General features: G+C 45.5%; 25 protein-coding genes. 6 read left to right on the top strand and 19 right to left on the bottom strand.

Annotated features, from left to right (window positions below; genetic code table 11):
• Nucleotides 1–76: 76 nt before the first annotated feature.
• The gene (locus GWI56_RS11690) at nucleotides 77–427 is read left to right on the top strand and encodes a DUF2956 domain-containing protein (protein WP_198572973.1); all 351 of its coding nucleotides are present in this window, start codon (nucleotides 77–79) and stop codon (nucleotides 425–427) included.
• A 40-nt stretch (nucleotides 428–467) separates the two neighbouring features.
• Here GWI56_RS11690 and GWI56_RS11685 read toward each other — a convergent pair whose 3' ends face one another.
• Together GWI56_RS11685 and GWI56_RS11680 are read right to left on the bottom strand one after the other, a co-directional pair.
• Nucleotides 468–788 carry a hypothetical protein gene (locus tag GWI56_RS11685; RefSeq protein ID WP_105252983.1) on the bottom strand — a complete coding sequence of 107 codons (321 nt, stop codon included), beginning with the start codon at nucleotides 786–788 and terminating at the stop codon, nucleotides 468–470.
• A gap of 812 nt (nucleotides 789–1,600) precedes the next feature.
• On the bottom strand, nucleotides 1,601–3,139 hold the full coding sequence (locus tag GWI56_RS11680) for a leucyl aminopeptidase family protein (RefSeq protein WP_173246423.1): 1,539 nt from the start codon (nucleotides 3,137–3,139) through the stop codon (nucleotides 1,601–1,603).
• 219 nt (nucleotides 3,140–3,358) lie between these two features.
• On the opposite strand from GWI56_RS11680, the gene GWI56_RS11675 reads away from it, so the two are divergent.
• From GWI56_RS11675 to GWI56_RS11665, 3 genes are all read left to right on the top strand, one after another.
• Complete coding sequence (locus tag GWI56_RS11675; protein ID WP_198572972.1) at nucleotides 3,359–4,819, top strand: aminoacyl-histidine dipeptidase; 1,461 nt, start codon at nucleotides 3,359–3,361, stop codon at nucleotides 4,817–4,819.
• Nucleotides 4,820–5,065: 246 nt separating this feature from the next.
• Complete coding sequence (locus GWI56_RS11670; RefSeq protein WP_028761558.1) at nucleotides 5,066–5,620, top strand: cache domain-containing protein; 555 nt, start codon at nucleotides 5,066–5,068, stop codon at nucleotides 5,618–5,620.
• A 95-nt stretch (nucleotides 5,621–5,715) separates the two neighbouring features.
• Nucleotides 5,716–7,362 carry a methyl-accepting chemotaxis protein gene (locus GWI56_RS11665; RefSeq protein ID WP_198572971.1) on the top strand — a complete coding sequence of 549 codons (1,647 nt, stop codon included), beginning with the start codon at nucleotides 5,716–5,718 and terminating at the stop codon, nucleotides 7,360–7,362.
• A 153-nt stretch (nucleotides 7,363–7,515) separates the two neighbouring features.
• On the opposite strand, the gene GWI56_RS11660 is transcribed toward GWI56_RS11665, so the two are convergent.
• The gene (locus GWI56_RS11660; RefSeq protein WP_198572970.1) at nucleotides 7,516–8,448 is read right to left on the bottom strand and encodes a DMT family transporter; all 933 of its coding nucleotides are present in this window, start codon (nucleotides 8,446–8,448) and stop codon (nucleotides 7,516–7,518) included.
• Nucleotides 8,449–8,540: 92 nt separating this feature from the next.
• Here GWI56_RS11660 and GWI56_RS11655 point away from each other — a divergent pair, with 92 nt between their 5' ends.
• Nucleotides 8,541–9,440, top strand: coding sequence for a LysR family transcriptional regulator (locus tag GWI56_RS11655; protein WP_028761561.1), 900 nt, complete (start codon nucleotides 8,541–8,543; stop codon nucleotides 9,438–9,440).
• 44 nt (nucleotides 9,441–9,484) lie between these two features.
• Here GWI56_RS11655 and dinB read toward each other — a convergent pair whose 3' ends face one another.
• The 16 genes from dinB to GWI56_RS11575 all read right to left on the bottom strand — a co-directional run bounded on the left by dinB (nucleotide 9,485) and on the right by GWI56_RS11575 (nucleotide 24,972).
• Nucleotides 9,485–10,561 (bottom strand): DNA polymerase IV, encoded by a 1,077-nt coding sequence (gene dinB, locus GWI56_RS11650; RefSeq protein ID WP_198572969.1) that lies wholly within the window; start codon nucleotides 10,559–10,561, stop codon nucleotides 9,485–9,487.
• A 203-nt stretch (nucleotides 10,562–10,764) separates the two neighbouring features.
• Entirely contained in the window at nucleotides 10,765–11,232 is a 468-nt protein-coding gene (bfr, locus tag GWI56_RS11645; protein WP_011918791.1) for a bacterioferritin, read from the bottom strand.
• Nucleotides 11,233–11,241: 9 nt separating this feature from the next.
• Nucleotides 11,242–11,715, bottom strand: coding sequence for a bacterioferritin (gene bfr, locus GWI56_RS11640; protein WP_006080475.1), 474 nt, complete (start codon nucleotides 11,713–11,715; stop codon nucleotides 11,242–11,244).
• 253 nt (nucleotides 11,716–11,968) lie between these two features.
• Complete coding sequence (nqrM, locus tag GWI56_RS11635; protein WP_105250019.1) at nucleotides 11,969–12,193, bottom strand: (Na+)-NQR maturation NqrM; 225 nt, start codon at nucleotides 12,191–12,193, stop codon at nucleotides 11,969–11,971.
• Between the two features lie 15 nt (nucleotides 12,194–12,208).
• On the bottom strand, nucleotides 12,209–13,255 hold the full coding sequence (locus GWI56_RS11630; RefSeq protein ID WP_105250020.1) for an FAD:protein FMN transferase: 1,047 nt from the start codon (nucleotides 13,253–13,255) through the stop codon (nucleotides 12,209–12,211).
• 98 nt (nucleotides 13,256–13,353) lie between these two features.
• Nucleotides 13,354–14,610 (bottom strand): NADH:ubiquinone reductase (Na(+)-transporting) subunit F, encoded by a 1,257-nt coding sequence (gene nqrF, locus GWI56_RS11625; protein WP_028761565.1) that lies wholly within the window; start codon nucleotides 14,608–14,610, stop codon nucleotides 13,354–13,356.
• Between the two features lie 46 nt (nucleotides 14,611–14,656).
• Entirely contained in the window at nucleotides 14,657–15,265 is a 609-nt protein-coding gene (gene nqrE / locus GWI56_RS11620) for an NADH:ubiquinone reductase (Na(+)-transporting) subunit E (RefSeq protein WP_006080469.1), read from the bottom strand.
• A gap of 5 nt (nucleotides 15,266–15,270) precedes the next feature.
• Nucleotides 15,271–15,903 carry an NADH:ubiquinone reductase (Na(+)-transporting) subunit D gene (locus GWI56_RS11615; protein ID WP_006080467.1) on the bottom strand — a complete coding sequence of 211 codons (633 nt, stop codon included), beginning with the start codon at nucleotides 15,901–15,903 and terminating at the stop codon, nucleotides 15,271–15,273.
• A complete protein-coding gene (locus GWI56_RS11610) occupies nucleotides 15,903–16,691 on the bottom strand; it encodes a Na(+)-translocating NADH-quinone reductase subunit C (protein WP_028761566.1) in 789 nt (262 codons plus the stop codon). Before GWI56_RS11610 ends, GWI56_RS11615 begins: the two co-directional genes overlap by 1 nt.
• Nucleotides 16,684–17,883, bottom strand: coding sequence for an NADH:ubiquinone reductase (Na(+)-transporting) subunit B (locus tag GWI56_RS11605; RefSeq protein WP_105250021.1), 1,200 nt, complete (start codon nucleotides 17,881–17,883; stop codon nucleotides 16,684–16,686). Before GWI56_RS11605 ends, GWI56_RS11610 begins: the two co-directional genes overlap by 8 nt.
• The gene (locus tag GWI56_RS11600; RefSeq protein WP_028761568.1) at nucleotides 17,883–19,217 is read right to left on the bottom strand and encodes a Na(+)-translocating NADH-quinone reductase subunit A; all 1,335 of its coding nucleotides are present in this window, start codon (nucleotides 19,215–19,217) and stop codon (nucleotides 17,883–17,885) included. The genes GWI56_RS11605 and GWI56_RS11600 overlap by 1 nt, the downstream gene beginning before the upstream one ends.
• Nucleotides 19,218–19,618: 401 nt before the next feature.
• Nucleotides 19,619–21,673 (bottom strand): TonB-dependent receptor, encoded by a 2,055-nt coding sequence (locus GWI56_RS11595; RefSeq protein WP_198572968.1) that lies wholly within the window; start codon nucleotides 21,671–21,673, stop codon nucleotides 19,619–19,621.
• A 164-nt stretch (nucleotides 21,674–21,837) separates the two neighbouring features.
• A complete protein-coding gene (gene luxS / locus GWI56_RS11590; protein ID WP_028761570.1) occupies nucleotides 21,838–22,347 on the bottom strand; it encodes an S-ribosylhomocysteine lyase in 510 nt (169 codons plus the stop codon).
• A 165-nt stretch (nucleotides 22,348–22,512) separates the two neighbouring features.
• Nucleotides 22,513–23,631 carry a TRAP transporter substrate-binding protein DctP gene (gene dctP / locus GWI56_RS11585; protein WP_113939872.1) on the bottom strand — a complete coding sequence of 373 codons (1,119 nt, stop codon included), beginning with the start codon at nucleotides 23,629–23,631 and terminating at the stop codon, nucleotides 22,513–22,515.
• Nucleotides 23,632–23,884: 253 nt separating this feature from the next.
• The gene (locus GWI56_RS11580; protein WP_028761572.1) at nucleotides 23,885–24,205 is read right to left on the bottom strand and encodes a BolA/IbaG family iron-sulfur metabolism protein; all 321 of its coding nucleotides are present in this window, start codon (nucleotides 24,203–24,205) and stop codon (nucleotides 23,885–23,887) included.
• Between the two features lie 152 nt (nucleotides 24,206–24,357).
• The gene (locus tag GWI56_RS11575; protein ID WP_198572967.1) at nucleotides 24,358–24,972 is read right to left on the bottom strand and encodes an alpha-ketoglutarate-dependent dioxygenase AlkB; all 615 of its coding nucleotides are present in this window, start codon (nucleotides 24,970–24,972) and stop codon (nucleotides 24,358–24,360) included.
• Nucleotides 24,973–25,055: 83 nt separating this feature from the next.
• Here GWI56_RS11575 and GWI56_RS11570 point away from each other — a divergent pair, with 83 nt between their 5' ends.
• Nucleotides 25,056–26,192, top strand: a complete 1,137-nt coding sequence (locus tag GWI56_RS11570; protein ID WP_198573014.1) for a methyltransferase — start codon at nucleotides 25,056–25,058, stop codon at nucleotides 26,190–26,192.
• Nucleotides 26,193–26,402 lie beyond the last annotated feature (210 nt).

Genomic DNA, 26,402 nt, shown 5'->3' with positions numbered 1-26,402 from the left:
TGTGGGTATAATCGCTGCGTTTACACTTTAGCTATCACCTTTTAGCCACAGCCGCATTAATTTAGGCAGAGCCCAGATGAAACCCACTATCTCGACAGAAACTCAACAAGAAGCACTAGTCGCAGCCAAAGCCACCCAAAAGCCGGGCCAAACCAAAGAGCAAACTAAACTCATTGCCCAAGGGATTGAAAAAGGCATAGCTGAATATAAAAAGCTGCAAAAAGCCAAAGCTCGCGAACGGGATAAAGCACGTAAACAACAGTTGAGAGCAAAATCTCGCACAGTTAATGACACTGATGAACTAGAGGATTCAGACTCATTATTCGAATCTCAACGTCAGTTCACCACCGCGACTTGGATTGCCATAACGCTTTTACTATTAAGTTGGGTAGGGTTTTCCGCATATATGATTTCACACTTAAAATAATGATTTATATATAAAAATCAAGGTATCCATATATCACTTGTTAGGCAATATCCTCTAATACCTTACACACATCATTAATTGAAAAAATATTACCGTTAAGGCTTGCTCGGTCTTTTGATATATTCAGAACAAGCCTAAATACGTTGTTCGCATCAGGATAACGGGCAAGCTTTAAAATGATGTCATCACCATTTTCTTCTGCAGACCGAAAATCCCAACCCTTCCCTGATAAATCAAAAAGCACTTCCGCCGTTTCAGTATTGATTAACACTGGCGCATAAACCCAATGCGACATTCGCATCTCACTGGGGTTGATATCCAGTGTTAACTTACCATTTTGAAAAAACAGCTTAGTGTCCATAAACAGTCCCTGAGTAACAAGTGCACAAGCGATAGGCCGATAGCTTGTATATTGAACCCCTTATCCATTTGTTGTCCATACCGCATCACTTCTAAAACGAACCGTTTACGCTCATTGCCATCAGGCAAAACCGTTAAATGCTTAAGCGAAAAAAAGACAAAAAAAAGCCTGCTCAATGAGCAGGCAAAGACATATTTCAAGCGTCCCTTTCGGGGAAGTACATTACCGCGCTAGCGGGAAAAACCTGGCATATTCATGCAAAAACATCAATATGCTACTTGAGTCTAAACACGCCAAAAAAGGCGATACAAAGGTTGATGGATGATGGAAACTCAAACTTTAAGGAGGGTTAGGCCTTAAAGCTCATGGCGAATAAACCGCCACGCAAAACATCAGTGTTAAACCAAGTGTTTTGCCAATAAATATGGTTGTTGCCTGTATAAGACATAGTCAATACTCCTAAATTAGTTGTGATTAAGTACTCTAGTGAAGCTTGGCTCGGTTCCTTGGAACTAGAGATTCTCATATCCGTTGAGACGACTTGTCACTCAGGTCCTTGGAGAAAAATATCCATCCTGGATAGACTAGAGAGGAAAGGCGTAGTGCCTAATCCACGAAAGTAATTATATGGATTTGTAGTTTTATTACAACCTTTATTTGTATTTTTTTTGATTAAGGCTTTTTAATGTAATTAAATTACACAATTATAGTGAGGTTAATGGCGACCTGCTTCACAAAAAAACAGAAATAACCCTGTAAATATATAATAAATAAGATATTACAGAATTATTTCTATTTGTTACCACAAATCGTTAGCGATTGATCAGATATTGATACAAGCCCACCAGCGGACTCGCTGTAGGTTTGCCGTAGAGCGGATCACCTTCTGTTGCACTGCCTGCAATATCTAAGTGTGTGTAAGCCAAGGGAATAGGGGCTGTTACACCATGGTCAAATAGCCCCGACGCTTTCAGTAAAAATGCCGCGGGATACTGATGTCCACGGGCGGTAATCGATGATGGCGCATTATTGGAAGATAATATTTCAGCAGCGCCTGACACATCGCGGATCTTAGCGAAGTCTTCAGGGCGTAATGTAGACACTTCAAAGGGTTCACCCCATTGAGTCGCTTGCTGCTGTAAAGTGACAGCGCATTGCTGTGAACTCGCCACTGAGTTTTCCACCGCCGCAGGATAACTGCCATAACAACGTACGACATGACCAGTGAGTGTTGCTACCGAAAACATCTCAGGCTTCACCGCTGACACGGCTTTGATACGTAAATGGCTCAGTAAATCCGCCAGCACTAAGCGCCCTTCGGCATCCGTATTACCAATTCGTACCCGCACACCCGCATGGCTCGTAATAATTTCATCGGTCACGAAGGCTTCGCTGCCTATGCTGTTACGCACTAAACCTAACTCGGCAATCACTCGAATACCTTTAGGCTTGAGCATTGACAGAGTTTTAAATAAACCCGCCACGGCAGAAGCGCCACCTTTATCACGACTCATACCCGCCATAGCGCCGCCGACTTTCAGATCGGCGCCGCCGGTATCGTAAATCACGCCCTTACCCGCAAACAGGAAAGTGCGAGTCACTTGACCCTCTGGCAGATACTCTAGTTTCACCACGCGAGGCTGATGACGACCGACGGCAAAAGAAGAACGCGCCACGGCGCTGAGTAGCGGATAATCACGCTCTAAAATATCTCTGTCTTCTACCACTGCGGTTTTGATCACGCTGCCCGCTAAGGATTGCAGACAATAATCGGCAAAGGCTTTAGCCGACATGCGCTCAGGTTCAGTACCACACAAATCCCGCGCTAATACGCGGCCCGCTTCTAAGGCATTGAGCAAATTGCTGTTATGGGTTGATGAAGATAATAACCCTATGGCCTCAAATGCAGGCGTTAAGCCAGTCGCTTCACGCAGCTCTAAGGTTTGCCACAGTTCTTGACCGCAGGCTAATGCTGCAACTTCAGAGGCAAAACTAAAACGTGAGTCCTTCGATGGCACTACATATAACAATGGACGTTTTGCACCTGCGTCTTTTGCAATGGCAATCGCCGCCCTTGCAGCATTGGCATAGACTCGCACGTCCACATACTCGTCATTCACTTGGGTGACAGGGGCAATGATCAAACGCCCTCCCGCAAGCCCTGGGGCAAACAGTAATGTCGGGCTCTTACCCACGCGCTTATCCACGTGGGCACCGTGCTGAGCCAATAAACCTATCTCATCAAAACCGATAGAATCCAGATCGGGCGTCACCACCACAACCGCATCCCAGCCTTCACCATCAAAAATGGCATTTTCTGCTTTTACATCAACGAAGTTAACTTGAAACATGACCCATCCTTTTTCATTATTGTGCCTGCATTATTCCCGCTCTATCGCTTAATTACCAATCTAAAAGTGGTACCGACACTCCCAGAAAAAATCGAACTGGAAACTTTGGCTGCCAGCTCACCAAAAGCCTGTGACGCTGAGATTATTTGGCTGCACAGAATGTGGTAGAATGGCCGCAAATTTGCCCTATACTCACAAGACCTTATGAGGGACACTCAAGTGACAGCCTTAAGTCAGTTATACCCGCAGCCATTATGGCAATGGTTCGAACAAATTTGCGCGATTCCCCATCCATCTAAGCATGAGCAAGCCTTAAGCCAGCACATTCAAGCGTGGGCTAAAAGCAAACAACTTGCCGTCGTTGAGGATGCCGTTGGCAACGTGATCATCCGTAAACCTGCGACGCCGGGTATGGAAGATCGTAAAATCGTGGTTATTCAAGCCCATATCGATATGGTGCCACAAAAAAATGCCGATAAAGTGCATGATTTTACTAAAGATCCTATCGAAGCTTATGTCGATGGCGATTGGGTTAAAGCCAAGGGTACAACCTTAGGTTCAGATAACGGTATTGGCATGGCATCGGCTTTAGCCATTTTAGGCTCTGATGATATCAAGCACGGCCCATTAGAAGTGCTGCTGACGATAGATGAAGAAGCGGGCATGACAGGCGCCTTCGGTTTACAGGCTGGCATGTTAGACGCTGACATTCTGATCAATACCGACTCAGAGCAAGAAGGTGAAATCTACATGGGCTGCGCCGGTGGCGTTGATGCTCAAATCACCCTGCCTATGGTGTGGCAAGCCTCTGAGCAAAGTTACTCAGCCTTTAGCCTGCACTTATCTGGCTTAAAAGGGGGTCACTCTGGGGTGAACATTCACTTAGGTCGTGGTAATGCCAACAAGCTATTGGCGCGTTTCCTCTTTGAAAACGCAGATGATTTAGCGTTGGAGTTGACCCAATTTAGCGGCGGTTCACTGCGTAATGCGATTCCACGGGAAGCCAACATCAGCTTTATGTTGCCAGAAGAAAACGTCAGCGCCTTAAACGAAAAAGTCGCTGAGTTTGAAACGCTTATCCGCACCGAACTCGCCATTGCCGATCCCGATATGCGTTTAGTGTTAAACACTATCCCAACACCAAAACGTGTGATGAGCGAAAACAGCCAAAATACCCTGATCGATTTGCTGCATGTGTGCCCGAACGGCGTGATCCGCATGAGTGATGAAGTCGAAGGTGTGACTGAAACCTCGCTCAACGTTGGCGTTATCAGCACTAACGATGAAGAAGTCACTATCCTGTGCCTTATCCGCTCGCTGATCGATTCTGGCCGTACTCAAGTCGAAGGCATGTTAACTGCGCTGACCAACTTAGCCGGAGCCGATATCGATTTAAGCGGTGCTTACCCAGGCTGGAAGCCAGATAACAGCTCACCTGTAATGGCGATAGTGCGCGAAACCTATCAAGACATTTACCACAAAGAGCCAGTGATCATGGTGATCCATGCTGGTCTCGAGTGCGGCCTATTCAAGAAACCCTATCCAGACATGGACATGGTCTCGATTGGTCCCACCATTCGCTATCCACACGGTCCAGACGAAATGGTAAACATCACCACAGTAGGCCAATATTGGACATTATTATTAGCCGTACTCGAGCGCATTCCAGTCAAGGCTTAATGTTCTAACCTTACCCAAGCTCACTCAATTCAAGGCCACATCTGCTCAAGTCAGATGTGGCCTTATTTTTTACCACGGCTTCTATTTGTGTGTAGAAATGCCATCGATAAAATTTTTATGAAAGAACTGAATAACTTGAATTTTCTACTATAGTTGTTCTGTCTTACCCTAACGTATTTTTGCTTATCGCGCTTTTAGAGATAACCGCTTTCCCCTTCAATACTGTGACCTTAAGGAATAGAGATCATGAAATTTGGTAAAATCTTGTCAGCCGCCGCACTACTGCTCAGCAGTAACCTCAGTTTCGCCGAAGAAGTCCCCAAAGCCGTTATCGACCTAGCCGATTCACTGATGCCATTAGGCAGAGAAGTGGTACTGGTGAATGCTGTTAAAGCGCAAAATGCCCAAGGCAAAAGCTTAGATTCAATCAAAACATTAGATGAAAAATGGATTGCCACCGCAGGTATTGATGACTTTATGTCATCCCTGATGAACAACGAAGCGGCCAAGTTTCTCACGACCTTCGAAGCCAGCAAACCTTACTACCAAGAAATTTTCCTCATGGACAATCAAGGTGCGAACGTCGCTATGATCAGTAAAACTTCAGATTATTGGCAGGGTGATGAGGATAAATGGCAAAAATCCTTCGCCAATGGCAAAGGCGATAAACACATAGGTCCGGTCAAATTTGACGAGAGCTCCCAAGCCTATCTAGTACAAATTTCTATTCCAGTGATGGATGGTGATGCCGCAATTGGCGCTATAACGATTGGGATCAACCTAGATCAATTTGGACTCTAATTACCAGAGAACGCCAGTGATGGGCTGCATCCTCTTACCACAGAGGTTATTGCGGCTCTCACCTTTTCAGTGCATCAATCAAGGAGGGCGTGACTATGGAATGGTATAAAGATCTATCCGTTAATCAGAAACTGACTTATCCAAGTCTGCTACTCGCTGGCGTAGTCATCTTCGCCTCTTCAACTGGCATTTTAGGACTCAAAGCCTTAAATCACAGCGCGAATACACTCGCGCTTGAATACTTACCTAGCCAATCTGAACTACTACAAGCCGATAAAGAGCTTTATCAAGCTCAAGTGGCCGAGCGCAGCCTGATGTTTGTTAACGTGGGCACAGACTCTTACAACGACCTTTTAAAGCAGCACACTAATAGTATCTCTCTGGTTAAAGAACATATTGATAAGTTTGCCGATGTGACCACAAGTCCCATCGCTAAAGATAAGCTCAATGAATTAAATCACAGTTTCGATACTTGGCGAGCGACAACCACAGAAATCAGTAATCAACGCACCCAAAATGGCCGTAACGGTAGAACGACGGCGATTGATCTTAGTTTCGGTCAAGCAGCAACGCAATTCGAGCAACTACACCAGAACATTAATCATTTAATCAATGATTTAAATAGTAATACTACCGCAGCGATAGCCCAAGTAGATGATGATGCCAATCATGGACAACAGATGCAGTTAATTGCCTTAGCCATCAGTCTCTTGATCTGTATACTCTTTATCGTTGCACTGCCTAAACTCATCAGCAAACCGCTGGCGGTTTTACTCGCAAAAATCCACGACATTACCGATGGTGATGGCGATTTGACCGAACGAGTCCACTTAACCTCTAAAGACGAGCTTGGTGATCTCGCCAAGGCATTCAATCATTTTCTCGATAACTTACACGGTATTATCTCGCAATTTAAACAGTCTACATCAGAGCTCAACACCGCTGCCGAAGGTCTAGCCAAAACCAGCGCATCAGCAAAACATACCTTGATGGATCAACAAGCTGCAACCCACAGAATCGCCGATGCCAGCGATCATATTGCCGCATCAGTGCAAGAAGTATCAGTCAGTGCCAGCCATGCCGCCGATGCCGCTAAACAAGCCGACGTATTTACCGCCGACGGTCAGGCAAGAGTGAAAAAAACCATCAATGTGATTCGTGAACTTGCGGGAGATGTAGGCACGGCAGAAATGCAGATCAATAAACTCGAACAGGAAGGCCAACATATCGGCCGCGTGCTCGAGGTGATTCAAGCCATTGCCGAACAGACGAATCTATTAGCCCTTAACGCCGCAATTGAAGCGGCGCGAGCAGGCGAACAAGGACGCGGGTTTGCAGTGGTTGCCGATGAAGTGCGATCCCTTGCCTCTAAGACTCACCAATCAACCGAAGAAATTAAATTAATGATCGCCAATGTGCAAAATGGCACTCAAAGCGCTGTGGCGGCGATTAATATCGGTAATGAAAAGGCTATCTCAAGCGTAGAAGCCGCCAGTAATGCCGGTGAAGCCTTAGCGCATATTGCAGAAATGGTGAGCCAAATTAGTGAGATGAACAATCAAATCGCCCTCGCAGCCAAAGCGCAAACCACTATGGCCAATGAGAGCCATCAAAATATTCAACACATTGCCGAACAGTCGGAGGAGAGTCTACGAACCACTGATGAAATCTACGCAGCAAGCGTACAACTCTCGTCAATGGCGAGTAATCTCACTGCGCTGGTCAGCCGCTTTAAACTGTAATTTTTTGAGAGTGAAAGCTTTTATATAAGTTACCTTTTGTAAATCAGTGATGTTTGAAAGGTCCCCTCAAACGAATAAGGGAGCATAAACCTGTCGCAGTGATTATCTGAATTCAGGTGCTCCCTTATATTTAAACAGCAAAGCTAGCACTGATTAGCAGCGCTTAACCACTAAGCCTCTTGCCGCGCGCAGGTTGACTAACATAGGTAACATCAACGCAAGGATTACTATCAGCATGCCTACCAACTGAATTTCCGTCACCGCCTGCCCCATGGCTAACGCCGTTAATGCTGCAAAAACGGGCACGAGATTAAAAAAGATCGATGCCTTAGCGGGGCCAAACGCTTTAACACCGTTAATCCAAAACAGATAACCGAGCACAGTGGCGAACAAACCTATGTAGAGCACGCTAGAAAAAGCCGTTGCCGACAGTTCCATCAACTCTAGCCAAGGGTGAAACTCACCTCGGCCAAGCCCAACCACGGACATAGACACACTGGCAGCTATCATACTCAGCAAGGTAAATGGCAACACAGGCAACCAATGGCCGACCCGTTGCGAACAAATGGTATAACCACTCCACGCCAACATGCCGGCGGCAATCATCACATCACCTTGGTTAAAACTAAAGTTGAGCAACTGCTGCACACTACCGTTGGTGATCACTAGCAGTACGCCCGCCAATCCACCCACTAAGCTAAACACTTGTTGTCTGCTGAGCCATTCACGCTGTAATAGCGCATTGACGATTGAAGTCACCAGCGGGCTGAGCGCCATAATCAAGGCACCATTGGCAGCAGAGGTATGCTGCAGGCCATTAAATAACGCCAGATTTAAGCCGCCCACACCAATCACACCCACTAACGCTATGACAATATATTGCACCAAACTCAATTTGGGCCAAGCCTGACGAGTAAAAACGATATATAACGCTAGAGTCACAGCCGCAATGGTAAAACGCCAGAAGACGAGGGACTCTCCTGACATCTCCTCCAGCACTCGCTTAGCAATCGGAAACACACTGCCCCAGCTAAAAACGCAAATCAGTAGACAAACGAATGTCATGTAAGGTGTATGGGATTTCATATCGGCCTCTAGGGAGGTAATTGGGATTGAGCTTAGTTTATAAGTTTCATATATTATTAAAACCAACAAGATTGAGAGCTTAAATTCCAAATATGAAACTTAATTATTCCTTAGACGATATGCGCTTATTTTGGGTGGTGGCACAGCAAGGGAGTTTTAAGCTCGCGGCGCAGCACTTAGGCATTCCACCTTCAACCTTAAGCCGTCGAATCAATCTGTTAGAACAATCCTTAGGTCTGCGTTTACTGCACAGAGACGCCCATAGAGTCAACCTTACCGCCACAGGTCAGCGGTATCTCGAACGCTGCGGCCCGCTATTTATCGAGTTAAACCAGGTATCTGGTGAGTTGCATGCGGATAAACATCAAGCGGTTGGCAAATTGCGGATCTCGGCGCCCATCAATACAACCTATCGCTGGCTAGGTGAATCACTCAACGCCTTCCAACGGCATTATCCCAATATTGATATCGATTTAAGTCTGTCGAACATGAATATCGATGTCAGTGAAAACGCCATCGATATCGCCTTTCGAGTGGGCGAACCTAAAGATCCCGATTGGATTGCAAGGCCACTTACCACGATTAGCTTTGTACTTTGCACCAGCACATCGGCAACGCAGTGGCATGCGCTGCAATCCATTGAAGAGCTGGATCAGCATCCGGTTATCATCGCCAAGCCCACAAAAACGTGGCGTTTACAGCACAATAGCACAGGGCAAAATGTCGAGTTTGAACCAAGGGGGAATATCAAACTAGCCGTCGATGATATGGCGATTGCCTGTCAGGCCGTGGTGGCGGGGCTTGGGATTGGACTCATACCCATCAGCATGGCGAGTGAACAGATACGAAGTGGCAAACTCATTCAAATACTGCCCGAGTGGCAAGGTATTCCGCGTACCGCCTACTTGATGTATCGCGATCGAGACAACCTGCCCTTACGAGTCAGACTGTTAATTGATTTTATGTTGGCGAATCCACCCGAGGCTTATTGAGCCAATGCAGGCATGAGTCTGCGGCTTATCGACTCAATAAACGGCTAGAGTGCTAAATCCAGCTGAGTCTGGCCGTTTAAGCTTGTGGCGACGACAAGAGTAGAATCAGTAAGGCCAACTGAAATCCCCAATAGACGAATGCCGCGGCCTTCTTGCCTTTCCATAGCCTGTGCGAGTAGCTCATAGAACATTACAATCGAGACTTCATCGCTCCGGTGCTCAATTGTAGTCTGCTTGAAATCGTTAAACTTAAGTTTGACCACCTGTTTATGTATTTTGCGTTCCTTAGCACTGCGACTTAAACGCAAGGACAGTTCTTGGATCAAACTCGGCATCACCTGCTGGCACTGCTCTAAGCTATAAATATCCTTTGCTAACGTGGTTTCAACCCCCACTGATTTGCGCTCTCTGTCGGCAGAAATCCCCCGTTCATCTATGCCTTGGGAACGCTCAATCAACACACCACCAAACTTACCGAATCGCGCTAAGAGCTCAGGTTTAGAATAAGCTTGCACATCACCACAGGTATTGAGCCCGAGCGAAGAGAGCTTTTCGGCGGTGACTTTACCAACACCGGGAATTTTACGCAGCGATAAGGTCTTAACAAACTCAGAAAGCGTCTCTGGTGTAATGACATATTGGCCGTTTGGCTTGTTCAGATCCGAGGCGACCTTAGCTAAAAATTTTACTGGCGCGATACCCGCCGATGCGGTTAAACCCGTTTCGGTTAAGATATCGCGACGAATCGCTTGGGCAATCAAGGTCGCAGAGCCCTTATATTGTTGGCACTCACTCACATCCAAATAAGCTTCATCTAAGGAAAGCGGCTCGATTAATTGGGTATAGCGGGAAAATATTTCACGAATTTGTAGCGACACTTCTTTGTAAACTTGCATCCGACCCGGAACTAAAATCAGCTCAGGGCACAACTTAAAGGCATAAGCCGTTGCCATTGCTGAACGTACACCGAATTTACGTGCCTCGTAACTGCAAGTACTGATAACACCGCGACGGTCGCTACTGCCGCCTACGGCTAAAGGCTTGCCACGGTACTCAGGAAAGTCGCGCATTTCCACTGCAGCAAAATAGCAGTCCATATCGATATGAATAATTTTTCGCACGTTGAATTCCTCCAACGCCAAAATACTGTATATAAAAACAGTAATCAAGTATTCCTGATAGATTTGGGGCCAATAAGATGTAGCCTAGCGCTGGAAAAGAGAACAAGACAAGTGTGAGGAACAACAGACATGCTTAATAACTGAGTTTCCTAGGCCATTACACTCAGTGGCCTAGGTATTTACTCAACCTAACAATCTAAGGCTCACATCTTAGTTTGCAGGTAGTTTTGCAATCCAACACGGTCAATAAGCCCAAGTTGTTTTTCGAGCCAATACATATGGTCAGACTCTGTATCGTCAAGTAATACTTCAAGGATTTCACGTGTCTGGTAATCTTGCTTCTGCTCACACAGTGCAATCACTTTGCGCAAATCGTCCGCGACCTTGTATTCGTAGGCGAGATCATTACGTAGCATCTCTTCTACATCTTTACCTATGTTCAATGCCTCACGGGCGGCAACATTGGGTGTACCTTCGAGGAATAAAATGCGCTGCACTAATTTGGCTGCATGGGCTTTCTCATCATCTGACTCATGGGCGATACGCTCATAGAGTTCATTCAGGCCCCAATCTTCATACATATGGGCATGGACAAAATACTGATCCATTGCCGAGAGTTCTCCCGTTAGGAGTCGATTTAACGCATCGATAACGTCTTTATCGCCTTTCATATCTTGCTCCTATTGGTCGCTAATTTGCGATTGTAGATAATTTTGAATACCGGTTAGCGTAATGAGCTCTTGCTGCGACTCGAGCCAATCTAAGTGCTCTTCTTCGTCTTCGAGAATATCTTCCAGCAGATCGCGGCTCACATAGTCCTGTTCGGCTTCACACAAGCTGATCGCATCACGCAGCAATGTAAGCTGCTCTTGCACCATGGCCAGATCGCAGTCGAGCATCTCTTGGCTATGTTCACCAATGCGAAGTTTTTCGAGTTGTTGCAGATTAGGTAGACCTTCCAAAAACAGCACTCGCTCGATGAGCTTATCGGCGTGCTTCATATCTTGGATGGATTTTTTGTATTCGACGTGGTTTAACTTCTCTAAGCCCCAATGTTTAAACATGCGGGCATGGAGGAAATATTGATTGATTGCGGTCAACTCACAGGTAAGCACCCGATTCAGTTGCCCAACCACTTTAGGATGACCTTTCATAAGTTACTATCCTTGGTAAGCGTGAAAAGATTGATCTAAATCAAGCTTCTAGCCTAGTACAATTTATCGACCAACTCAAATTATCTTTATATTTCACTCACTTAATGATGAAAAGCATTCTCATTCCTGCTTAGATTAACTTGCTATCCCACTCTAATCCCAAGGATAAATCTCAAATGATTAACCCGTGTAAGAAAATACGAGGCAAAAAAATAGCCCCCTAAATTGGAGGCTATGATCGAATCAAGACTATTTAGATAATGCGGTCTTTCGTTAACTTCTCACGACGCGCTTCTTCAGCGGCCATACGACGTTTACGTTTGTCACAAGGGTCATCACAATCACACGCTTTTTCAATCCCTAGAACACCTAAACCGCCACAACTTCCTTCAACGGCTTTGCGCTTGATAAGATAACCAATCGACATGAGCAAAAAGAAGACTAACAAGATCACAAATGCCGCGATAAAAGAGGTCATGGTTTACTCCAAAAACTAAATAAGGAAAGGCTTGAAGGCGTCGCTGTAATAGACCTTAAATCCGTCGCCTTGCTTTTCGATTAGCATTATCGCCAAGTGTTCCTTCTTGGCAAGCTCCAATGATGCTTCTGTGCCCAAAACCATCATGGCCGTCGCAAAACCGTCGGCCGTCATACAATTTTGATGCAATACCGTCACGGATGCTAACTTATGATTTATCGGTAAACCAGTACGCGGATCGATTATATGCGTAAAACGTTGGCCGTCTTCTTCATAATAATTACGATAATCACCAGAGGTCGCCATCGCCATAGTACCAGGTGCAATAACCTGCTGTACGGCTTCAGAGCCATCATTGGTCGGTTGCTCTATAGCAACACGCCAAGAGCTTCCATCACCTTTGGCACCTTTGATACTCAGTTCGCCACCGATTTCAACTAAATACCCTGTCGCGTGGTATTTATCAAGAATGGAAGCGATCTTATCAACCCCAAATCCCTTCGCGATTGATGATAAATCTACATATAAATGGGTGTTGTGCTTACTTAGACGGTTGCCTTCAATGGAAAGTTCACTAATCCCTGTTTTGGCTTTAGCCGCATCAATATCAGCCTGTGTCGGAACTTTCGTTGGACGCTTATCAGGTCCAAAACCCCACAGATTAACTAAAGGACCTAAGGTAATATCAAGTGCCTTATCCGTCACTTGATATAAACGTATTCCCTCTTGCACCACTTTTATGGTATCCGGTGAGACTTCAACGCTTTGCTCCAATGGCAATTGGTTGAAACGGGATAATTCTGAATTAGGCCGATAGGTCGACATCTGGTCATTGACTAGCTCAAGGGCTAAATCAATCTCCGCTTGAAGTAACTGCGCCGTCGGCATCTGCTCATTCGGAACGACTTTAATGTGATAAGTCGTGCCCATAGTGCTGCCGGCCAACGAAATGACTTCGTTTTGCTTTGAACAGGCTGAAACAAAAAAGGCCAGTCCCACGAGGACTAGCCAGTTAAATGAATACTTTAACGCTGAGGTATTGATCTTTAAGGTCTGAAACATAGTGACCTACTACTCTTATTTGGGCCCTTAAATGCAAAAGTTGCAGATGAAAGGTTAACCTCAACATCTGCAACTTTTCTATCTAGGACTAATGAACATTAGCCGCCGAAGTCATCCAACAGAATGTTTTCGTCTTCGACACCAAGATTTTTCAACATACCAATGACGGCAGCGTTCATCATTGGAGGTCCACACATGTAGAACTCACAATCTTCTGGAGCATCATGGTTTTTCAGATAGTTTTCATACAATACGTTATGAATAAAACCTGTGTAACCATCCCAGTTATCCTCTGGTTGAGGATCTGAAAGTGCCACATGCCATACGAAGTTATCATTCTCAGCCGCTAGGCCGTCGAAATCTTCTACGTAGAACATTTCACGCTTAGAACGTGCACCGTACCAGAAGCTCATCTTACGTTTAGACTGAAGACGCTTCAGCTGGTCGAAGATATGTGAACGCATTGGCGCCATACCCGCACCACCGCCGATAAACACCATTTCTGCATCGGTATCTTTCGCGAAGAATTCACCGAATGGGCCAGAAATTGTCACTTTATCGCCAGCTTTTAAGCTCCAAATGTAAGATGACATCTTACCGCAAGGCAGAGTCAAGTTACGTGGTGGAGGCGTAGCAATACGCACGTTCAGCATAATAATGCCGAACTCTTCTGGGTAGTTAGCCATTGAGTATGCACGGATAGTTTCTTCATCAACCTTAGATTCAAGATTGAAGAAACCGAAGTGTTCCCAGTCGCCACGGTATTGTGCAGGTACATCAAAATCTGCATATTTAATATGATGAGCTGGTGCTTCGATTTGAATATAACCGCCAGCACGGAATGGTACAGACTCGCCATCAGGAATTTGCAGCTTCAGTTCTTTAATGAAAGTGGCTTTGTTATCGTTAGAGATAACTTCACATTCCCATTTCTTGATACCGAAGATTTCTTCGTCAAGCTCGATTTCCATATCGTTCTTAACGTTAACCTGACAAGAAAGACGACAACCTTTACGGGCATCACCTTTGCTGATGTGGTCAAGTTCCGTTGGCAAAATATCGCCGCCGCCAGACTTAATCACCACGCGACATTGGCCACATGAGCCACCGCCACCACACGCACTCGATACGAAGATACCGCTGTTAGCCAAAACGCCTAACAACTTACCGCCCGCACCGGTTGTAATCGCTTTTTCAGGATCGTCATTAATGCCGATCGTGATGTCACCACTAGCCACTAACTTAGACTTAGCGAATAAAATCACTAATACCAAGATGAGGACAATAGCAGTAAACATACTCACACCGAGGTAAACCTCGAGCGGAGTAGATTTAAAAATACCAAGAATATCCATTAACTTATCCTTAGAAGGTCCAATTCAAGAAGCCGTTATGTGTCTCTTACAGAGACACACCTGAAAACGACATGAAACCTAAGGCCATCAAACCAGCGGTGATAAAGGTAATCCCTAAACCACGTAGGCCGTTAGGCACGTCGGCATACTTCAGCTTCTCACGGATACCGGCCATCAATACGATAGCTAATGCCCAACCCACTCCTGAGCCGAAACCAAACACCACACTCTCGCCTAGCTTGTAGTCACGCTCAACCATGAATGATACCGCACCGAAAATCGCGCAGTTCACTGTGATCAAAGGTAAGAAAATACCTAATGCGTTGTACAAAGGTGGAAAGTACTTGTCCAGTGCCATTTCCAGAATTTGAACCAAAGCCGCAATCACACCGATAAAGGTAATGAATTTCAAGAAGCTTAAGTCAGCTTCAGGTGCGCCAGCCCAAGCAAGTGCACCAGGAGCTAGCAGCCCTTGATAGATAACTTGGTTTGCTGGGACAGAGATAGTTAACACTACAACTACCGCAATCCCTAGGCCCATGGCTGTAGTGACTTTCTTAGACACAGCCAAGAAAGTACACATACCAAGGAAGAAGGCCAGTGCCATGTTTTCAATGAAAACAGAGCGAATTAACAGGCTAATATAATGTTCCATCGCACTTACCCTTTTGCTTCAACTTGCTCTGGCTTATAGGTACGAATAATCCAAATCAAAACACCGATCAGGAAGAACGCACTCGGAGGCAGTAGTAGCAGACCGTTTGGTTGGTACCAGCCGCCATCAGAGATCTTGTGCAGGATTTCAACACCGAACAGAGAACCGTTACCAAACAGTTCACGTACGAAGCCAACAGCTAACAGAATCGCACCGTAACCTAAACCGTTACCGATACCATCCATAAAGCTCATCATTGGCGGTGTTTTCATCGCGTAGGCTTCGGCACGACCCATTACGATACAGTTCGTAATAATCAGACCGACGAATACCGACAGCTGCTTAGAGATCTGATAAGCATAAGCCTGCAGCAATTGGTCAACCACGATTACCAAAGAGGCAATAATGGTCATCTGTACGATAATACGCACACTGCTTGGAATATGATTACGGATCATTGAGATAAACAGGTTCGAGAACGCAGTTACCGCAGTTAACGCCAACGCCATTACCAGTGCAGTTTCGAGCTTGCTCGTTACCGCTAATGCACTACATACACCAAGTACTTGTAAAGCAATCGGGTTGTTGTTGACTATAGGTCCGGTCAGAACCTGTTTCAGTTCTTTAGCGTCAGACATTAGTTGAGACCTCCATTGCGTGCTTTTTCAATGAAACTCGCAAAACCTTCTTTACCCAACCAGAATGTCAGTGAATGTTGTACACCGTTACTCGTTAAGGTTGCGCCAGATAATGCATCTACACCGTACTCAGTGCTAGCAACAGTTGGGTTTTTCGTTACGCTGATAGCGAGTTTACCTTGCTCATCAAATAACTTTTTGCCATGCCATTTCGCTTTCCACTGAGCATTTTGCACTTCGCCACCTAAGCCCGGCGTTTCGCCGTGCTCGTAGTAGACTAAGCTTTGCACTGTGTTTAGGTCAGCATCCATAGCAAGGAAGGCATACATAGTAGACCATAGGCCATAACCATGGATTGGCAGAATGACACTGGTTAATTTACCTTGGCCGTCACGAACAAGATAAACCACAGCCTTATCAGCAACACGTTTCACTGAAGCGATGTCATTCTCAGGTACAAATGAGGTTTTCACATCACGAGAAGCTTTACGTTGATCATAAGTGTCAGCATCAACACCCTCAACCCAAGCACCCGTTTTCAAATCGACCAGTTTAGCTTCGATGTGTTTGCCGTATGTATCTAGAATTTGCGCTTTGGTCACTTTGCCAGCTTTAGTATCGATAAGACCAGCGGCTTCCAGAATGTACTTTTGCTTATCAAGCAGTTTATTTTCTGCTTGAGTCGGTCTCAGTAACACTGCTGCAGTAGACACAAATATCGCACAAATTAGACACAGGCCAACGACGATAAATAAGGTTCTGCCGAACGAATCTTTATTACTAGCCACGGGCAATCCTCCGCTTGATATTTGCCTGAACCACGAAGTGGTCGAACAATGGCGCGAACAAGTTAGCAAACAAAATTGCCAACATCATGCCTTCAGGGAATGCAGGGTTAATCACGCGGATAAACACAGCCATTGCACCGATCAAGATACCGTATGCCCATTTAGCTTGGTTAGTAAATGACGCTGACACTGGGTCTGTCGCCATAAACATCATGCCAAACGCAAAACCACCTAACACTAAGTGCCAGTACCAAGGCATTGCAAACATTGGATTAGTGTCGCTACCGACAACGTTAAGCAGCGTAGAAATGGCAATCATGCCCACCATTACACCACCAACGATGCGCCATGAAGCGATACGCGTGTAGATGATGACCAAACCACCTAACAGAATCGCTAATGTAGACACTTCACCCACTGAACCTGGAATGAAACCGAAGAACGCATCCCACCAGTTTTGGTTAATTGCGTAATCTAAAGTGCCAGACGCCGCTTGGCTCAGTGCAGTTGCACCTGAGTAACCGTCAGCCACAACCCATGAGGTATCACCTGACATGTTCAACGGATAAGCGAAGAACAAGAAGGCACGACCCGCTAGTGCTGGGTTTAAGAAGTTACGCCCTGTACCACCGAACACTTCTTTCGCCACGACCACACCGAAGGTGATACCCAGCGCCACCATCCATAATGGGATAGTTGCTGGCAGCGTTAAAGCGAACAGGATAGAGGTAACGAAGAAACCTTCGTTGACTTCATGACCACGGATAGAGGCAAACAGCACTTCCCAGATACCACCGACGGCAAAGGTCACCGCGTAGATAGGTAGGAAGAAACAGGCGCCATACCACATCAGCGCAGGCCAGCCAGAGTTTGCCGTAAGTTCGGTACCGAACATGCTGAACAAGCTCACTTGCCATACGTCAGGGGTAGCAAAACCAGCCACTAAAGCTAATTGAGCTTGTAAACCTACGTTGTACATACCCACGAACATCGCTGGGAAAGCACAAGCCCAAACCGTAATCATCATACGTTTTAGGTCGAGGTTATCGCGAACATGGGTTTTGCCCTTGTTCACTTTACCTGGGGTATAAAAAATCGTGTATGCCGCTTCGAATAGGGCATAAAACTTTTCGTATTTACCGCCTTTTTCAAAGTCGGGTTCAATACGTTCGAAAAAATCTTTCAAGCTCATTAGCCTTCCCTCTCGATCGTATCTAGACAGTCACGCAGATATGAACCGTAGTCATACTTGCCTGGACATACGAACGTACACAGTGCGAGATCTTCTTCATCTAACTCTAACGCGCCTAAAGTAGCAGCACCGTCAAAGTCACCTGAAATCAAGTCACGCAACAACATAGTAGGAAGAATGTCCAATGGCATTACACGCTCATAGTTACCAATTGGCACCATAGCGCGGTCTGAACCACCTGTACTGGTCGTCATGCTGAACAGACGAGAAGGAGCAAGATGTCCTAAGAATGCACGAGTGATAGAATATTTGTCTGAGCCTGGTAATACCCAGCCTAAAAATTCTTTCTCTGTACCTTCTTCTAACAGACTTACTTGAACATGGTAACGACCTAAATACCCTTGTGGGCCAACGGCTGTACGACCATTCAGAACAGAGCCTGAAATCAGACGAACATTGCCATCTAAGGCTTCACCTGCGGTTAATTCAGTCATGCTCGCGCCCACAACAGTGCGTACGAGTCTTGGCTTAGCCGCTTTAGGGCCTGCGATCGCAATAACACGTTCGGTATTGAGTTCACCCGTCGTAAATAGCTGACCAATTGCTATTACATCTTGGTAACCAATATGCCAAACGGTACGTTTTGCAGAGGCAGACAATAAGAAGTGAATGTGAGTACCGACTAATCCTGCAGGGTGCACACCGGCAAATTCTTCAACTTGGGCGTTTGCGGCAGGAATATCAGCGCCAGGCGCTTTACAAAGGTAAACTTTACCGTCAGTAAGTCTTGCTAAGACCTTAAGACCATTAGCAAAATCTTCTTTATGCTCACGGATCACCACAACGGGATCAGCGGCAAGAGGTTGAGTATCTATTGCGGTTACAAAAATACCAGCAGCAGAAGAGTCTACAGCAGGAACTTTGCTAAAAGGACGAGTACGCAAAGCAGTCCATAAACCTGATTCAATCAGATTGTCACGGACTAACTGCGAGTCGAGCGTATCGAGTGCAGTGGCATCATATTTAGCAAAGGCAACGCTGTCGTTTCCTTCCACTTCAATGACAACAGACTGCAGAACACGCTGGGCGCCCCGGTTAATGTCTAATATAGTACCACTGGCTAAAGCCGTATATTTAACGCCTAAATTCTTCTTATCTTCAAAAAGAACTTGGCCTTTTTGTACTTTATCGCCCACTTTGATCTTCATCGTTGGACGTAAGCCAATATACTCTTCACCCAAAGTAGCTACATGTTTAATGGCTGGGCCATTATGGATAACTTGCTCTGGTCCGCCTGCTATAGGCAGTTCCAATCCTTTCTTAATTGTAATCATATCCACAAGCACTACGTTTGAAGGAAAGACAATGCGCCGCGTTCCTGCTAAATACTTAGGTTTTAAACAAAACCTACTGCATTGAGCTAGCGCAGATTTATCACAGAAATGCGATCGCAATCACGCTGGTCGCGCGCATTTTACCCCAATTGACTTGGCATCGCCACGAAAATTATAGGTGATTTCAAACCTAAAATACGGATTGAAAAGAATCATGCGCTACGGCGTTCACCTTCCGACCTAGTGACTGATCAGAAAGAGAGAATATTACGGCCACTGGGTACTATAGCATTAATAATTAAAGATTTAATTTAGCAAAAAGTCGAAACGTCCACTAAACGCAGCCGAAATCGATCTTATTTGTTTCAATTGATTTAAATTCAAACAAAATAAAACTCAATTTAAAAGCGCCATTGATAACCTAAATAGCTAATACGTCCATTTTCCGATCGAATTCCGCTATTTGATGCTGTCGTAACTAATGACTCATCTAAGAGATTTTCTACCCTAAAATAAATCTCATGGTGGCGATCAAAATGATAATTCGCCGCTAAATCTACCCGCCATTGTACTGCGATAGGCTGTAATTCAGCGCCAAATTGGCCCATTTCCCGCTCGGATTGATAAAAGACATTTGCATTCAATTCATATTCGGCATATTTCATTCCAGCACTAAAATGCAATTGCTGCTCAGGTAACCAAGCCACTCTATCACCAGCCACAACGCAACCTTGGATTTCGTTACAGCTATTGGTTTGATATTCCGAATTCGAATATTGATAATTTAAGACTAATGGTAACTGTACACTACCGATATCCCACTGGTAGCCAAGACTCAGCTCAACTCCTTTGGTCAGTACATCCACGACATTGCCTTGAACCCACAAACGACTGTCGGCGCATTGGGTATACGCATCGCAATTGACATGCAGGTTATCAAAATCTTGAACGTAGGTTTTGATGTCAGCACTAAAATGCTCACTGGCATATTGGGCGCTGACTTGATATTGCAGCGATACTTGCGCCTCTTGCTCAAGATTACCTGCACTCGCGGCGGTCCATGAGCGGCGAATATCCGTACTAAAGCGCCAATCTCCAGCATCATATAAAACACCGAGTTGTGGCATCCAATCGCTGTCGGAGAAATCAGCCGCATCCAGTCCTACATAAGCTAAATCGACCTTGCGATTGACGCTCACTTGTTCATAGGCAAGCGCGAGCTTTATCTGTAATTCGTCCCAATTAAACAAGGAATCGATTGCCGAAGTAAATGCTGTTGCATCGTCGGTATAAGCCAATAATGCATTTTGTGCATCACTCACTAAACTCAAGTCCTGCAGCCATAGACTCTGTTGATCGCCAAAGTGCATCTCGGCTTTATCCGTATGATAACGGGCGCTATAGATAATTTGATGGGCCCCATACTGATTCACTGATTCAGTTTGTGCCCCAAAGGAGCTGAAATCATTGTCTTGTTGTAAAGAAGCCAGTGAGACGCCATCGACTGTCGGCTGACGTTCAAATGCGGCCAACGCAGCAAGACTCTGGGCATCGAGCATTTGCCCATCAAATTGATTGAGTTGGTTTAATTGCTGCGAATAAGACTGGTAGTAAAAGTCTGTGGTGACCTTATGCCCACCATTGAGCGTAACTTGGTGAGACAGTTGGTACTTATGATGTCGCCCCTGATGTTTATCCGCCGCAGTGGCCGAATACAAACTCATAGGATCTTGTTGCCAATCGGCCTGTGTTAACCCAAGCTGAGAGCGATAACTATCATCATCGAGAAACTGGTAAGTAAACTCAGTCACCTGTGGACTTCTGGCGCCGAGTAAACTCGCGGCGTTGATTTTAAATAAGATGTCTGTCGTTTGGTGGTCTGTGTCTTGACCATTGAGCAAGTGATCTGCGCCGCTATTATCTGCATAATTAACCGCGAGTATCATGCCATACTCTTTTTGCTTCACTCCCCAATTCATATCGACACTGTAGTCTGAATCGGTATTGCCCTCGAGAGTCGCCTTACTATTCTCGGTCTGCTCAGCAACAGGTAAGGTTTGATAACTCACCACCCCAAACGCACCTTGCCCACCGACAGCCATATTTGCCATCGGGGCGGCAGTAACACTCTGTTGTTGCAGTAGATTAGGTAAGAGTTGTAATTGCGGTGCCGAATACGGCGCAGGGGAGAAATACACTCTATCTTGCAATACGGCCACGCCTTGAGTCGCGCTACGCATGCTGATGCTCGCGGGATTTCCACTCAGATCCGCAGGCAAAACCGTCAAAGCCGTCAATTGACCTAACGCTAAACGATTAGACGTTGAATGAAATGTGTCATTGAGCTTGTTCAATTCAAGCATTTGACTGTGAAGATCATCGGCGAACGTTGTGCTAGAACAGGCAAGAGATACAGAAATTGCACAAAGTGATACAGTGAAGTAACGACTAGGCATACCAAGCTCCCAAAAACTTTGTTAGCGTACGGTGTTTTTGTTATTAACTTGTAAAATAGCTGAGTTTACTTGAAAAAAAAAGCGACTCTCGTCGCTTTCTCTTATTTACTTCAGGAAACTGAATTTACTAAAGAAGCACTCTCATACTATAAGAGTGCGAACAATTACAGATTACCTAGAATTTCATCGCTTAATTTTAGATCGTCATTACGATTAACACTTACGCCTGCAGCAATAATATTACGGGCGATATCTTGTGCTTGCTCTAATGAATGCATCTCATACGTACCACATTGGTATTCGTTCAGCTCAGGGATTTCAGACTGCTCAACCACTTTAAGCACATCTTCCATCGCGGCTAACCACGCATCGGCCACTTGGCGCTCTGTGGGTTCACCAATCAAACTCATATAAAAACCGGTACGACATCCCATTGGCGAAATATCAATGATCTCAACATCGCTGCCATTTAAATGGTCACGCATAAAACCCGCGAACAAATGCTCTAGAGTATGAATACCACGCTCACTGAGGATCTCTTTATTCGGTGCGCAAAAACGTAAATCAAATACAGTAATGGCATCGCCCTTTGGCGTGCTCATATGCTTAGCGATACGAACCGCAGGGGCATTCATCCGAGTATGGTCGACGGTAAAGCTATCAAGTAATGGCATAGGGATCTCCAAATTCTCAGGGCGACATCAACGCCACTGTAACTGTCTATTTATGGCTTGCAAGCATAACACCAAATGAATTACGCCGATAACAAGATAATCTAAGATGAAATCATCTCATATAAATCAGATGCTAATGTGACAGTTTGCAGTAAAAAACATCATTTAGTGTTGACGCTGCTGACTGTAAGCATCCTCAGATATTTTATGGTACTGGCGCACACCCTGCTCATACGCGTGATAAGCATCGTACACCTTTCGCATTAAGGGATCTTGATTCGCTTGATCTTCAATCACTTGTTTGGAGATTTTCTCAAGCTCCAACAAGACGTTCGGTGGAAACGCTTTAAGTTCCACACCTTCGTCTTTCACTAACGTTTCAAGGGCGGTCACGTTACGGGTCGTGTATTCATCGAGCATATCTTGGTTAATGGCTCTAGCAGCAACTCTGACTATGGCCTGTAAATCCTCAGGTAAACTCTCAAAGGCAGCGGTATTAATCAAGAATTCCATATTTGAACCTGGCTCATGCCAACCAGGGTAATAGTAGTACTTAGCCACTTTATGTAAACCGAAGGCAAGATCATTCACTGGCCCTACCCATTCTGCGGCATCAATCGCCCCCGTTTGCAGTGCACCATAAAGTTCACGCCCCGCCATGTTTACAGGTACAGCACCAACACGTTTCAACACTTCACCACCTAAGCCCGGCATGCGGACCTTCAATCCCTTAAAATCAGCAATGGTATTGATGGGTTTATTAAACCAGCCGCCCATCTGCATCCCAGTATTGCCTCCCGCGAGGGGGATTATCCCAAAGGGTTGATACACTTCAGTCCACAGCTCCATACCACCGCCATAGTGAAGCCAGCCATTTATTTCCTGCGCGGTCATACCAAATGGGATCGATGAAAAAAACTGCGCTGCGGGCGCTTTTCCTCTCCAGTAGAAAGAAGCGGAGTGGGCCATTTGAATTTTACCCTGACTCACACCATCAAATACGGCAAAAGCAGGCATCAACTCACCCGCACCATAAACGCTAATCTTTAACCGACCGTTAGACATTTCATCGACTAAATGCGCAAAACGCTCAGGAGCCATGCCTAAACCGGGGAAGTTTTTCGGCCAAGAGGTTGCAAGACGCCATTCAATAGCAGGTAAAGCGTGGGGAACATCAGTTGCAGCATGGGAAGCGGCTACGCTTTGCGCATCACTGGAGACGGGGTTACAGCCGCTCAGTCCCATCAGCAGCACTGAGATAAACAAACTCCCTAACTTACGCATTTTTAATACTCTCTCTGATGTCAAACGAGCACATGGATCCAACTGACATGGAAATGCACTCAGGATGGGTATCGACAATCACATCGCCCAACCTCTTAAAATAAAACATATTGTTAACACAGAAACTAAGGTAGGGAAACTAGAAACTAAAGTCGGCAAACCCAAAAATGGTCTTAAGTTGGCCTAAAACAAAAAGCCACTCGATGAGGAGTGGCCTTAAAATCTAAGCTAAACAGTATTGCTGAGCGATTAATTAACCGCGACAATTTGGCGTATTAGGTACTTGTGCATTCGCATCCCACTCATTTTGAGTGAAAGTATGAATAGACAAAGCATGCACACCATTGGCTAACTCATGGGCTAAGTGAGTGTTGACCAATCGATGACGGGCTAATAAACGTAAGCCATCAAACTGCTCGCTCACCAGCACAACTTTAAAGTGGGTTTCTGAATTCGGTGGTACATGGTGACGATTACTTTCGTTAATCACTTCTAAATGGGTCGGCGAGAAGCATTCGGTTAATTTCTGCGAAATAGTGTTAGCCACAGTGCCCTGCACATGAGTATTGGACATATTCGAGTCTCAGAATGGGGAAATCCAGTTGCCGCAGAGTACTGCTTCAAATTGAAAAGATCAAATTCACGCTTTCAATTTGTTGATGCCCTACCACTTTATATCCAGCCATATTTCGCAGTGCTTCACCATAGGCAGTTAGCGGGAGGCAATTAACCATGGAAATTAACGATGAGTTGTCTAAAGGTATAGTTCCAACGCGGCTCTTTTACTTTCAAACGTTTAGGTAAACTGTGTAACCAATCACTTTGCATAGGCCAGTGCATGATCAGTAGATCGCCACTGTGCAAACTTATGCTGTACTTGGTTTGACTGTGCTTATGCTTAAGCATAAAATCCCGCGTGGCGCCTAAGGTAATAGAAGCAATATGACTCCCTTGAGCTATTTCAGGTTCATCATCACTGTGGGCGCCCATACAATCTTTACCATCGGCGTAGCGATTCACTAATACCCCATTGCTCTCCAAACCATAATCCCGCGCTAACTTATCCCTCAACTTGTGAGCATATTTAGGCCAAGGTAAGGCGCGGATAAACAGTCTTGAATATAAATAGTCGCAGCCCAAATCGCCAAACCACACTTGCTGGCGAGGAATAACGTGAAACTGACCAAAGACTTGGATTTCAGGGCGACTTAAGGGATAGGTCAGCGCTTCTTTCATTAGCGCCGCTTGCTGCTCAGCATTAAGATAACCCCGCACTAAGGTGATGGGCGGTTTAATTTGAGCCTCCCCCTCTGTATCAAACCCTAACTTACCTTGCTGCATTGACGTCCTCCATGCGAGCCGTCGCACTGCGCCATGAAATCTGCGATAATCTGCGCCTTAAATTTATTGGCGCAGTGTGGCACATGACAACACAATTTTCAGTAGCGGGTGTTGAACTCGAACTCTTACGGTATCCGGCTCAGCAGGAATCTAATCTTCAAGCTTGGGATGCCGCCGATGAACACTTACTCAAAAGCCTTATTGAGTCAGAGCAAGCCGCCGTGCCAACCGCCATTATCAACGACAATTTCGGCGCCTTAAGCTGCGGTTTATCTAAATTGCATCCAAGTTGGCCGCTATTTGTTGAAACCGATGCCAGAACCAGCTTTTTAGGCACAGAACAAAACCATGGCCGCAATCAGTTGCCAATGGATAATCTGCAATGGTTTACCAGCCGCGATACCTTGCCAGAAAACTTAGCCTTAGTATTGATGAAGTTGCCTAAAAACTTAAGCTACTTTGCCCACCAGCTAACGCGCTTGTCGCAAGTGTTACCCGCAGGCACTCGTGTATTAGTGGCCGCCAAAGCCAAATCGATTAATGGCGCCTTACTCGACATTTTTGCTAAGCATTTAGGCCCCGCAAGCGCCAGTTTAGCGTGGAAAAACACGCGAGTGATCACCTGTGTCAGTGATGGCAAACCAAGACCATTAGCCAAAGACGTCACTTGGGCCGTACCTGAATATCAACTTGAGATCAGCAATCTAAGTAATGTGTTTGCCGCCAACAAACTCGATATTGGCGCACGCATCATGCTAGAGAATCTGCCCAAAGGGGATTTTAAGTCGATTGTTGATCTCGGCTGTGGCAATGGTGTGCTGGGGTTACGCACCGCCCAGTTATTCCCAGAGGCTGACATTCACTTTATCGACGATTCTGAAATGGCAGTCGCATCAGCCAAGGCAAACTGGGCACGCAACCAATTGCCCGTAGACAAAGGCCACTTCTATTGGGACGATTGCATGACGCATCTGCCCGATGATGTGCAGCCAGATCTAGTACTGTGTAATCCGCCGTTCCATCAAGGTGAAGCCATTACCGATCATATTGCCTGGCAAATGTTTTTAGATGCCCGCCGCCGCTTAAAAGAGGGGGGGATCTTACATATCGTCGGTAACCGTCATCTGGCTTACCATGTAAAATTACAGCGCTTATTTAAGAACTGCACCACAGTCGCCTCCAACGGTAAATTTGTGATCCTGCAGGCACAGAAAAAATAACCTCATCGAAATTGACACGTTAAATGAGAGCTAGCAATGTCTGGCTCTTTTTTATACAGGGCTCTTTTTATGCAGAGCAATGACATGTTGGAAAAATAGCAGTCGGAGATTTCCTAAAAATCAACAACAACTAGCTGAAAAATACACATACAAGTACACTTCTTGCCGACAAAGGTTTATGAGTTAAGCACTTAAACACTTAGGAATGAG

Source organism: Shewanella sp. DW31, from assembly GCF_015767295.1.
Taxonomy (GTDB): Bacteria; Pseudomonadota; Gammaproteobacteria; order Enterobacterales; family Shewanellaceae; genus Shewanella; species Shewanella oncorhynchi.
The sequence above is the reverse complement of the archived record's forward strand: the minus strand, read 5'-3'. Positions and strand labels throughout refer to the sequence as shown.